Source organism: Pseudonocardia sp. C8 (genome assembly GCF_014267175.1).
Taxonomy (GTDB): Bacteria; Actinomycetota; Actinomycetes; order Mycobacteriales; family Pseudonocardiaceae; genus Pseudonocardia.
Genome location: NZ_JACMTR010000002.1, coordinates 1305758 through 1317642 on the forward strand (window position 1 = coordinate 1305758; position 11885 = coordinate 1317642).

9 protein-coding genes are annotated in these 11885 nt (G+C 74.9%); all 9 read left to right on the plus strand.

The features are described 5' to 3' along the window. Nucleotides 1–204: 204 nt before the first annotated feature. The 9 genes from ftsY to rpsP all read left to right on the plus strand — a co-directional run bounded on the left by ftsY (nt 205) and on the right by rpsP (nt 11876). Nucleotides 205–2322, plus strand: a complete 2118-nt coding sequence (gene ftsY / locus H7X46_RS29425) for a signal recognition particle-docking protein FtsY (RefSeq protein WP_186358579.1) — start codon at nt 205–207, stop codon at nt 2320–2322. A gap of 356 nt (nt 2323–2678) precedes the next feature. Further along, the gene (locus H7X46_RS06745; protein ID WP_370589055.1) at nt 2679–3935 is read left to right on the plus strand and encodes an ammonium transporter; all 1257 of its coding nucleotides are present in this window, start codon (nt 2679–2681) and stop codon (nt 3933–3935) included. Nucleotides 3936–3938: 3 nt separating this feature from the next. Further along, on the plus strand, nt 3939–4277 hold the full coding sequence (locus H7X46_RS06750; protein WP_186358580.1) for a P-II family nitrogen regulator: 339 nt from the start codon (nt 3939–3941) through the stop codon (nt 4275–4277). Nucleotides 4278–4406: 129 nt separating this feature from the next. Beyond that, nucleotides 4407–6800, plus strand: a complete 2394-nt coding sequence (locus H7X46_RS06755) for a [protein-PII] uridylyltransferase (protein ID WP_186358581.1) — start codon at nt 4407–4409, stop codon at nt 6798–6800. Between the two features lie 86 nt (nt 6801–6886). Continuing rightward, nucleotides 6887–7675 (plus strand): AAA family ATPase, encoded by a 789-nt coding sequence (locus H7X46_RS06760; RefSeq protein ID WP_186358582.1) that lies wholly within the window; start codon nt 6887–6889, stop codon nt 7673–7675. 10 nt (nt 7676–7685) lie between these two features. Continuing rightward, complete coding sequence (gene ffh, locus H7X46_RS06765; RefSeq protein ID WP_186358583.1) at nt 7686–9257, plus strand: signal recognition particle protein; 1572 nt, start codon at nt 7686–7688, stop codon at nt 9255–9257. A gap of 14 nt (nt 9258–9271) precedes the next feature. Continuing rightward, the gene (locus tag H7X46_RS06770; protein ID WP_222131217.1) at nt 9272–10390 is read left to right on the plus strand and encodes an amidohydrolase family protein; all 1119 of its coding nucleotides are present in this window, start codon (nt 9272–9274) and stop codon (nt 10388–10390) included. Further along, on the plus strand, nt 10387–11214 hold the full coding sequence (locus tag H7X46_RS06775) for a CPBP family intramembrane glutamic endopeptidase (protein ID WP_186358584.1): 828 nt from the start codon (nt 10387–10389) through the stop codon (nt 11212–11214). Before H7X46_RS06770 ends, H7X46_RS06775 begins: the two co-directional genes overlap by 4 nt. A 149-nt stretch (nt 11215–11363) precedes the next feature. After that, nucleotides 11364–11876, plus strand: a complete 513-nt coding sequence (gene rpsP / locus H7X46_RS06780; RefSeq protein WP_186358585.1) for a 30S ribosomal protein S16 — start codon at nt 11364–11366, stop codon at nt 11874–11876. Nucleotides 11877–11885 lie beyond the last annotated feature (9 nt).

Below are 11885 nucleotides of genomic sequence, written 5' to 3' on the forward strand. Positions count from 1 at the left end.
ACGAACCCGGCCCGGGGCGGTTCGTGCCTCTCCACGTGGCACGGCTCGGCGATCGGGGCAGCCCGCACCCGGTCGTCGGCTCCGCGGTGACCCGTGCCCGGGGAACCTCGTCCTCGCCCTACTCGGCACGGCGCTCCCGGACAGGGCGGGCCCAGGTGCGCTCCCGGCGGCGGGCTCCTCGCCGGGCGTGGCAGGGTTGGTCGGGTGAGCACGCAGACCATCTGGATCGTCGTCGCGGTCGTCGTGGCCGTGCTGCTGATCGCCCTCGTCGCCGGGGTGGTGATCGCCCGCAAGCGGCGGATCAGCCTGCGCGACGCCGAGCAGCAGCGTGAGATCGAGGCCGAGAAGGAGCCTCCGAAGAAGGGCGGCACCTACCAGGCCGGCGGCGGGTTCAACTTCGCCGCCGGCACGGCGGCCCCGCCCGAGCGTCCGCGCGCCCCCGGCGACACCGGCGGTGACGCGGGGACCGCCCCGGCCGAACCGGCGGCCCGGCCCGAGACGGGCCCTGCGCCGGTCGACGAGAGCCCGACCGCCGACGACGTGCGGACCCCGCCCGGCGGAACGCCGATCGTCGGCGGCGCCACCGAGGCCCGCACCCCGCCCGGGGGCATCCCGGTCAGCACCGCGCCCCCGGTCACCGGGGCGGCGCCGAGCAGCCCCACGGTCCCCACCGAGCGCCGCGAACCGGACGGGACGGTCACCGGCACCCCGGACGACGGCCGGGTCATCGACACCGCCGAGGCCAGCAAGGACCCGGCGACCCAGCAGCTCGCCCGCCCGGACGCCGACACGACCCAGCAGCTCGACACCACCGACGGCGGCGCCACCCAGCAGCTCCCGGCCGGGACGGGCGGTGCCACGGCCGCTCCGCCGGACCGCGGCACACCGTCCACCGGTACTGCAACCACCGGCACCGCACCGGCCACCGAGCGCGGGGCGGCACCCGCCGGGACGACGCCGACCGACACCGCCCCCTCCACGGACACCCGGACCGCGCCGTCGGCCGGCACCACGGCGGCGGGGACTGCCGCGGCCGCGGGTGCGGCGGCTGCTGCCGGTGCGACTGCCCCGACGAGGACCGAGCGGCCGTCCGACACCACGGCGCCGACGAGGACCGGGCAACCGACGGACACCACCGCACCGACCGAGACCGAGCGGCCGGCGGGCACGACCGGGACCGCGCCGACGGAGACGACCGCGCCGCCGGGGACCACCGCGCCGACGGAGACGACCGCGCCGAGGGGGACCACCGCGCCGACCGAGACCGACCGGCCGGCCGGTTCGACCGGGACCGCGGCGCCGGCGACGTCCCCGACGGCCGCGGCACCGCCGGACACCACCGGGACCACGGCACCGTCCGAGACCGCGCCCCTCGCCCCCGGCGCCCCCGCCGAGGAGATCGCCCCCGCCGAGGGCCGGATCGGACGCCTCCGCGGGCGCCTGTCCCGCTCCCGGTCCGGCTTCGGCCAGAGCCTGCTCGGCCTGCTCGGCGCCGGTGATCTGGACGAGGAGTCCTGGGAGGACGTCGAGGCCACCCTCCTGCAGGCCGACCTCGGCCCCGAGATGACCGTCGAGATCACCGAGAAGCTGCGCGAGCAGCTCGCGGCCCGCGGCGTCCGCACCGCCCAGGAGGTCCGCCAGACCCTCCACGACGTGCTGGTCGAGGCCCTCGACACCGGACAGGACCGCTCCGTGCACGCCCTCCCGCACGACGGCCGCCCCGCCGTCCTGCTGATCGTCGGCGTCAACGGCACCGGCAAGACCACCACGACCGGCAAGCTCGCCCGGGTGCTGGTCGCGGGCGGCCACCGGGTGACCCTCGGTGCCGCCGACACCTTCCGCGCCGCCGCCGCCGAGCAGCTGGTGACCTGGGGTGAACGGTCCGGCGCCGGCGTCGTCCGCGGGCCCGAGGGCTCGGACCCGGCCTCGGTGGCGTTCGACGCCGTCAAGACCGGGACGGCCGACGGCGTCGACGCCGTCCTGCTCGACACCGCCGGCCGGCTGCACACCAAGACCGGCCTGATGGACGAGCTGGGCAAGGTCAAGCGGGTCGTCGAGAAGCAGGCCCGGGTCGATGAGGTGCTGCTCGTGCTCGACGCCACCACCGGCCAGAACGGGCTCGTCCAGGCGCGGGTGTTCGGGGAGGTCGTCGACGTCACCGGGATCGCGCTGACCAAGCTCGACGGCACCGCCAAGGGCGGGATCGTGTTCCGGGTGCAGCGCGAGCTCGGCGTCCCGGTGAAGCTCGTCGGCCTCGGCGAGGGACCGGACGACCTGGCACCGTTCGAGCCGAAGGCGTTCGTGGACGCCCTGCTCGACTGAGCACTCCGCCCCCACCCACCGCCGACCCTTCACCCACTCATGGAGCTTAGTCCCGTGCCACAGGACTAAAGCTCCATGAGTGGCACCGGGGGACAGGGGGAGCGAAGGCGCGAGGGAGCGGGGGCGCGGGGGCGCGGGGGCGCTGCTGTCCGGTGCGGTTACGCAACCGTCATGCGAACCGGCGGCCTGTTAACCCCGGCGAAACGGACCGGCGCCGGGTGCGAAACACGAGGTCACCATTCTTCCTCCCCAAGTCGGACACCCGACGGACGTGGGAGGGAATAGACGTGCCACAGGAAGCCCTGAACGGCGGCGATACCGCCTGGATCCTGGCGAGCGCCGCGCTCGTACTGCTGATGACTCCCGGGGTGGCGCTGTTCTACGGCGGCCAGGCCCGGTCCAAGAGCGTCCTGAACATGATGATGATGTGTTTCAGCGCGCTCGGCCTCGTCGGGGTGCTCTGGATCCTCGTCGGCTACTCGATGGCCTTCGGCCCGGACCTGGGCGGGGGCCTGCTCGGCAACCCGTTCGCCTACTTCGGTCTCACCGCGATCCTGGCGAACGACCAGGCCACCGAGACGTTGCCGCAGCTGGCGTTCGTCAGCTTCCAGGCGATGTTCGCGATCCTCACGGTCGCGCTGATCGCCGGTGCGGCCGCCGACCGCATGAGGTTCGGCGCCTGGATGCTGTTCTCGGGCCTGTGGGCCACCCTGGTCTACTTCCCGATCGCGCACTGGGTGTTCGACCTGGAGCAGGGCTGGATCGCCACGACCCTGGGCGCGCTCGACTTCGCCGGCGGCACCGCCGTCCACATCAACGCCGGTGTCGCCGCGCTGGTGCTCTGCATCGTCCTCGGCAAGCGCCGCGGCTGGCCGCGCGAGGCGATGCGCCCGCACAACCTCACGATGGTCATGCTCGGCGCCGGGCTGCTGTGGTTCGGCTGGTTCGGCTTCAACGCCGGCTCGTCCGGTAAGGCCGACTGGGCCGCCGCCTACGCGTTCACCAACACGATCGCCGCCACCGCCGCCGCCATCCTCGGCTGGCTGGTCGTCGAGCGGATCCGGTACGGCAAGGCGACCTCGCTGGGCGCCGCGTCGGGCATCGTCGCCGGCCTGGTGGCGATCACCCCGGCCTGTGCCGCGGTCTCCCCGCTCGGGGCGCTGGCCATCGGCCTCCTCGCCGGCGTGCTGTGCGCCTACGCGGTCGGCTGGAAGTTCCGGCTGGGCTACGACGACTCGTTCGACGTCGTCGGCGTCCACCTGGTCGCCGGGCTCTGGGGCACGCTGGCGATCGGCCTGTTCGCCACCGACGTCGCGCCCGACGAGACCAACGGCCTGTTCTACGGCGGCGGGCTGGCCCAGCTCGGCATCCAGGCGGTCGCCGCGCTCGCCACCGTCGTCTACTGCGGCGTGGTCACCGCGATCATCGCCCTGATCGTCAAGTTCACCCTCGGCCTGCGGGTCGACGACGAGGCCGAGCAGACCGGCATCGACGAGGCCGAGCACGCCGAGACCGGGTACGAGTTCTCCGGCCTGCGCGGCGGCAGCGGCCTCGGCTCCGCGCCGAAGCCCTCGGTCGCGGCACCGACCACCCCGGCCAAGCAGGAGGCCTGATCCATGAAGCTCGTGACCGCCATCGTCAAGCCGTTCGTCCTGGAGGACGTCAAGGGCGCGCTGGAGCAGATCGGCGTGCTCGGTCTGACCATCAGCGAGGTCCAGGGCTACGGCCGCCAGAAGGGCCACACCGAGGTCTACCGCGGCGCCGAGTACGCGGTCGACTTCGTGCCGAAGGTGCGGGTCGAGGTCGTCGTCGACGACGCGCTGCAGGACAAGGTCGTCGACGCGGTCGTCGAGGCCGCCCGCACCGGGAAGATCGGCGACGGGAAGGTCTGGGTGACCCCCGTCGAGACCGTCGTCCGGGTCCGCACCGGCGAACGCGGCACCGACGCCATCTAGTCGACTGCCACGGCGGGCCCGTCACCTCCGGGGGCGGGCCCGCCGGCCGTCCGGAGTCGTGACCGGACGATCCGGCCCGCCTCCGGGCCGCACCAGGGTGGAACGAGCGGGAAGCGGGTGGCGCGGGGCATGACGGTCCTCGGGTCGGGCGAAGCGGCGGACCTGGTCAGGGCGCGGGCGGTCCTCCTGGAGTCCAACGGCCGGAACCATCACGGGCCGGAGGCGTTGCGGACGGCGCTGGCCGACCTGCACGACTTCTGGCTCTCCTCGCGGTGTGCCGGCCTCGGCGTCACCGGTGACGGCAGCGGGGTCGCCCTGGTCGCGGTCGGGGCGCTCGGCCGCCGGGAGCTGTGCCCGTACTCCGATCTCGACCTGGTCCTCGTCCACGACGGCCGCGCCGGCGTCGACACCGTCGCCGAGCAGCTCTGGTACCCGCTGTGGGACGCCGGCATCGGGCTGGACCACGCCGTCCGCACCCCCGGCCAGGCCGTCCAGGTCGCCGCCACCGACCTGCGGGCCGCGTTCGGCCTGCTGGAGGTCCGGCACATCGCCGGCGACCCGGCGCTGTCGGCGACGGTCCGCGACACCCTCCGGCAGGCCTGGCGGGCCGGGATCCGCAACCGGTTCGACGAGATCGTCGAGAGCGCCACCGAGCGGTGGCGGCGCAACGGCGACGTCGCGCACCGGATCGAACCGGACCTCAAGAACGGGCACGGCGGCCTGCGCGACATCCAGCTGATCGACGCGCTGGCCACCGCCCAGCTCCTCGACCGGCCCTCGGGGGAGGTCACGGCGGCCCGGTCGCTGCTGCTCGACGTCCGCACCGAGCTGCACCGGCGCTCAGGGCGGGCCCGGGACGTGCTGCGCGCCCAGGACGCCGACGAGATCGCGGCGACCGTCGGGTTCCCGGACGTCGGTGACCGCTTCGACCTGGCCCGCGCCCTGTCCGGTGCGGCCCGCGCGGTCGCGTACGCCGCCGAGGTCGGGCTGCGCCAGGCCCGCGCCGCGCTGCCCCGGCGCGGGCTGGCCGCTCTGCGCCGCCCACCGGTCCGGCGGCCGCTGGACTCCGGGGTCGTCGAGCACGCCGGAGAGGTCGGCCTCGCCCGGGACGCCTCCGCCGCCAAGGACCCCGCCCTCGTCCTGCGGGTGGCCGCGACCGCCGCCCGCACCGGCCTGCCGATCTCCGCCGGCACCCTCGCCCGGCTCGCCGACACCGCCCCCGAGCTCCGCGCGCCGTGGCCGCGGGCCGCGCTCACCGAGCTGCTCGCGCTGCTCGGCACCGGCCGGCCGAGCGTCGACGTGATCGAGGCGCTCGACCGCACCGGGCTGTGGGGACGGCTGCTCCCGGAGTGGGGCGCGGTGCGCGACCTGCCGCCGCGGGACCGCATGCACGTCTGGACCGTCGACCGGCACCTCGCCGAGGTGTGCGCGCAGGCGGCCCGGCTGACCACCCGCGTCTCGCGCCCGGACCTGTTGCTGCTCGGGGCGCTGCTGCACGACATCGGCAAGGGCCGCGACGGTGACCACTCGCTGGTGGGGGAGTCGCTGGCCCGCCAGATCGGGACCCGGATCGGCCTGCGCGACGACGACGTCGTCCTGCTGGCCGCGACCGTCCGGCACCACCTGCTGCTGCCGCACACCGCGACCCGGCGCGACCCGGAGGACCCGGCGACCGTCGCCCGGGTGCTGGACACCCTGCGCGAGGCGGCCAGCGGCGACGACGGCGCCGTCGCGACCCTGGTGGAGGTGCTGGACGCGCTCGCCGAGGCCGACTCGCTGGGCACCGGGCCCGGGGTGTGGAGCCCGTGGCGGCGGACCCTGATCCAGGGCCTGTCCGGACGCTGCCTGTCCGCGCTGGACGGCCGGCCGTTCGTCGAGCCGGGTCCGCCGGACCCGGCGGACAAGGAGATGATCGAGGCGGTCGCCGAGGACGGCGCGCCGCAGGTCCGGTTCTCCCGCGGCGACGACGTCGCGACCCTCGCCGTCGCCCTGCCGGACGCGCGCGGCGCCCTGTCCGCGGTCGCCGGGGTGGTGGCCCTGCACTCGCTGCAGGTGCACGCCGCGGACCTCGTCACCTCCGACGGGGTCGACGTGGTGACGCTCGCGGTCACCCCCCGCTTCGGGGGCCTGCCCGACCCGGCCCTCCTCCGCACCGACCTGGTCCGGGTGCTGGGCGGGTCGCTGCGGCTCGGCGAGGCACTGGCCCGCAAGGAACGCGACTACGCACCCTCGACGCCGGAGGTGGAGCGGACCGCGCCGCCCCGGGTGCTCTGGTTCGACGACGAGGCCACCGGCGCGGTCGTGCTCGAGCTGCGCGGCACCGACCGGATCGGGCTGCTCCACCACGTCACGGCCGCGCTGGAGCGCGCGGGGGTGGACCTGGTGTGGGCCCGGGTCGAGACGCTGGGGTCCTCGGTCGTCGACTCGTTCGGGATCGCCGGGACACCGGACCGGGCGGCCCGCACGGCGATCGAGCGGGCGGTGCTGGGCGTCGCGGCCGGGCGGCCTGCGGTCGGCCGCTGAGCGGGGCGGGTCCGCCGCGGCATCGCGGCCCGGCCGGGCACGACGTGGCCAGGAACGAATCCCGGCGCCCGGCCGTTCCCCCGCACATGACCACCGCGCGCGCCGCCGTGCCGTACGACGTGCCGTCCCGGGGCGTGCCGCCCGGGGACGCCGCGCCGGATCCGCGCGTGGCGCCGGCCGGTGAACCGGTGCGGTTCGCGAGCACCGCGCCGCCCGGGGAGGTGCCGGCGGGTGAACCGGTGCCGCTCGCGAGCACCGCGCCGGCAGAGCTCGCGACGACCGCGCCTGCCACGGACGTGCCGGCCGGCGCCCCTCGAGCCGAGCCCGGCGGTGCAGGCCCGCTCGTCGTTCGCCTGCCCGGACGGACGGTGCTGCTGGTGGCGGGGCTGCCCGGCGCGGGCAAGTCGACCCTGCTGGCCGCGCTCACCGCGCCGCCGGGGGCCACCGTCCTCGACTCCGGCACCGCCCGGGCCGTCGTCGCCCGCCGGCTCCCCGCCGGGACGCCGTACCCGGCCTACCGCTGGCTCACCCACCTGGTGCACCGCGCCGGCGTCGTCCGGGCGTGTCTCGGACCGTCGGAGACGGTCGTCGTCCACCTGCCGGCGACCGCGCCACGGGTCCGGGCGGTGGTCCGGGCGCTCGCCCGGCTGACCGGCCGGGCACCGCACCTGCTGTGGCTGGACGTGCCCCCGGAGCAGGCACTGGCCGGGCAGCACGCGCGCGGCCGCGTCATCCGGAGCCGCACGTTCGCCGTGCACGCGGGGCGGGCCGCGCGGACCACCGCACTGCTCCGTGCGGGCGACGAACCGGGCTGGACGTCGGTCCGGACGACGGACCGCTCCGGCGCCCGCCGCGGTCTCGTACTCGCCAAGTAGGCTGGTAAGGGTGTTCGACTCCCTCTCCGAGCGGCTCGGATCCACGCTGCGGGATCTCCGCGGCAAGGGCCGGCTCTCCGACGCCGACATCGACGCCACCGCGCGCGAGATCCGGATCGCGCTGCTGGAGGCGGACGTCGCCCTCCCGGTGGTCCGCGGGTTCATCGCGCGGATCAAGGAGCGGGCCAAGGGTGCGGAGGTCTCGCAGGCCCTGAACCCGGCCCAGCAGGTCGTCAAGATCGTCAACGAGGAGCTCGTGGCGATCCTCGGCGGCGAGACCCGGCGGCTGAACTTCGCCAAGGAACCGCCGACGGTGATCATGCTCGCCGGCCTTCAGGGGTCCGGCAAGACGACGCTCGCCGGCAAGCTGGCCCGCTGGCTCTCCGGCCAGGGCCACACCCCGCTGCTGGTGGCCTGCGACCTGCAGCGGCCCAACGCCGTCAACCAGCTGCAGATCGTCGGCGAGCGGGCCGGGGTGCCGACGTTCGCGCCGCACCCGGGCGCGACCGGTTCCGGCGAGCTGCCGGAGGGTCCCGGCGACCCGGTCGGCGTCGCCCGCGACGGCGTCGCGCACGCCCGCGAGAAGCACCACGACGTCGTCGTCGTCGACACCGCGGGCCGCCTCGGCGTCGACGAGGAGCTGATGCGGCAGGCGTCCGACATCCGGACCGCGGTGCAGCCCGACGAGGTCCTGTTCGTCGTCGACGCCATGATCGGTCAGGACGCCGTCACCACCGCCGAGGCGTTCCGCGACGGGGTCGGTTTCACCGGTGTCGTGCTCACCAAGCTCGACGGCGACGCCCGCGGCGGCGCGGCGCTGTCGGTCCGCGAGGTGACCGGGCAGCCGATCCTGTTCGCGTCCAACGGGGAGAAGCTCGAGGACTTCGACGTCTTCCACCCGGACCGGATGTCCTCGCGCATCCTCGGGATGGGCGACCTGCTCACCCTCATCGAGCAGGCCGAGCAGGTCTTCGACGCCGAGCAGTCCGCGGCCGCCGCGGAGAAGATCGGTTCCGGCGAGCTGACCCTGGAGGACTTCCTCCAGCAGATGCTGCAGCTGCGCAAGATGGGGCCGATCGGCAACATCCTGAACATGCTCCCGGGTGCCAACCAGGGACAGATGAAGGCGGCGCTGGACCAGGTCGACGACCGGCAGATCGACAAGCTGCAGGCGATCATCCGCGGGATGACCCCCGCCGAGCGGGACGACCCGAAGATCATCAACGCGTCCCGCCGGCAGCGCATCGCGAACGGCTCCGGCGTCACCGTCGCCGATGTGAACGACCTGGTCAACCGGTTCTTCGAGGCCCGCAAGATGATGAAGCAGATGGCCGGGCAGTTCGGCCTCGGCGGCGGCGGGCGCAAGGCGACCAAGAAGGTCCCGAAGAACCCGCGCAAGGCCCGCCAGGCCAAGAAGAACCGGCGGAGCGGCAACCCCGCCAACCGGGCCGCGCAGGCCGGCAAGCCGGACCTGTCGAACCTCCCACCGAGCCTGCGGGAGCTGCCGCCCGGCCTGGCCGGGATGGACCAGCTCCCGCCCGGTTTCGACCCCTCCAGGCTGAACTTCGGCAAGAAGGAGTGACGTAGCCTCCCCCCATGCCGGATCTTCCTGCCGCGGGGTGGCGGCTGCGTGGAACGCTGCTGGGTGCGGACGGCGCCGCGAGCGCCGACCTGTACGTCGACGGCACCGGGCGGATCAGCCCGGAGCCGCTGCCCGGCGCCGAGGACCTCGTGACCGAGGGCTGGATCGTGCCCGGCCTGGTCGACGCGCACTGCCACATCGGGCTCGGGCCCGACGGCCCGGTCACCGACGTGCTGGAGGAGTGCGCGGCCCAGGCCCGCATCGACCGTGACGCCGGGACCCTGCTCATCCGGGACTGCGGCTCCCCGGTCGACACCTCGCCGCTGCAGGAGCGCGCGGACCTGCCGGAGATCATCCGGGCGGGCCGGCACCTGGCGCGGCCCAAGCGCTACATCCCCGGCCTGGCCGTCGAGCTGGACGACCCGCGGCTGCTCGTCGACGAGGTCCGCACCCAGGCCGCCCGCGGTGACGGCTGGGTGAAGCTCGTCGGCGACTGGATCGACCGCGGCCTCGGCGACGGCGCGGACCTGGCGCCGCTGTGGCCGGACGACGTCCTGGCCGACGCGATCGCCGCCGCGCACGACGCCGGTGCCCGGGTCACCGCGCACGTCTTCGGTACCGAGGCGCTGCCCGGCCTGATCCGGGCCGGGATCGACTGCATCGAGCACGGGCCGGGGCTCACCGACGACCTGATCGACGAGATGGCCTCCCGGGGGACCGCCCTGGTCCCGACCCTGATCAACGTCCAGACGTTCCCCTCGATCGCGGACAGGGCGACGAAGTACCCGCGCTACGCCGGCCACATGCGGGACCTGCACGACCACGCCTGGGAGACCGTCGGGAAGGCGATCGAGGCCGGTGTGGCCGTCTACGCCGGGACCGACGCCGGCGGCGGCATCCGGCACGGCCGGATCGCCGACGAGATCGCCGAGCTGGCCCGGGCCGGGCACCCCGACCCGATCGGGGCCGCGAGCTGGGCGGCCCGGTCCTGGCTCGGCCGCCCGGCCGGCCCGGCCGCCGGGGTGTCCGCCGACCTCGTCGTCTACGACCGTGATCCGCGTGACGACCTCGGCGTGCTGCGGCATCCGTCGGTGGTTCTGATCCGCGGACGTCGGGTATCTGTGGGGGCATGAGCTCTCCCTCCGGGCCGTGGCCGGGACCCACCGGGGCGCCGACCGGCCCGGACGACGCCCCCGCGGCCGTCGCACAGCCGGGGGGATGGCCGCCGGACCCCGGCCGGCCGCGTGGGCCGTTCGGGCTCACCCCCTCGCCGACCCCCCGGGTGCGCTGGGGGCTGTGGGCGTTCGGAGTCGTCGAGCTCGTCTTCCTCGGGTCGTCGGCCGTGCTCGGGCTCACGGTGGGCGTCGACTCCGCCCCCGAGGTGCTGCTGGCGATCGCGGTCCCGACGCTGCTGGCCGCCCTGACCAGCATCCTGTGGACGACCTGGCGGGGCGACGGGCCGGCCGCCGACCTGGGGCTGCGGTTCCGGTGGGAGGACGTCGGCGTCGGCCTGCTCGTCGGCGTGACCGGGCTGTTCGTCACCGTGCCCGCCGCGGTCGGCTACCTCTACCTGGTCGGGCCCGACCTGAGCACGTCGATCGGGGTCGCGTTCGAGGGGATCCGCGCGAGCTGGCCGGTCGCGCTGGCGGTCATGTTCGGCGTGGTGGTGGTCGCCCCGGTCTGCGAGGAGGTCGTCTACCGCGGGCTGCTCTGGAACGCGGTCGCGAAGTGGATCTCCCGGCCGTGGCTGGTGTACCTGGTGACCACGGCGGTGTTCGCGCTGGCGCACCTCGAGCTGCTGCGGGCGCCGCTGCTGTTCGTCGTGGCGCTCCCGCTGGGTGTGGCACGGCTGCTGACCGGCCGGCTCACCGCGAGCATCGTGGCGCACGCGGTCAACAACTTCCTGCCCGGCCTGGCGCTCGCCCTCATGCTGGTCGGGGCCCTGCCCGCGATGTGAACACCGTCTGGCAGAATGGTGAGCCGGGTCCGTGGCCGGCCCTCTATCCTGCCGCGGCCGATGACCTTCGAGTGAGCGAGCCCGTACCCCACGCGAGCGCCAGCTGACTCATCGCAGCACGACACGACATTCGCGAGGAGCACCACAGCGTGGCCGTCAAGATCAAGCTGATGCGTCTGGGCAAGATCCGCCAGCCGTACTACCGCGTCGTCGTCGCGGACTCCCGTACGCGCCGCAACGGCCGGGCCATCGAGACCATCGGCAAGTACCACCCGAAGAGCGAGCCGAGCCTGATCGAGATCGACTCGGAGCGCGCGCAGTACTGGCTGGGCGTCGGCGCGCAGCCGACCGAGTCGGTGCAGAGCCTGCTCGAGGTCACCGGCGACTGGCAGAAGTTCAAGGGCCTGCCGGGCACCGAGGGCACCCTGAAGCCGCAGCCGGAGAAGGTCGACAAGCTGGCCCGGTTCCAGCAGGCGCTGGCCGAGGCGAACGACGAGCCGAGCACCGCGGCCACCACGCCCAAGAAGAAGGGCGGCGGATCGCCGGAGCGCGTGGGCAAGACCGCCGACGCCGCGCCGGCCGGGGCCGCGACCACGAGCGACGACGTCGTCGACGCCACCAAGGACGCCGACGAGCCTGCCACCGAGTCGACCGAGTCGTGACGGCCGACG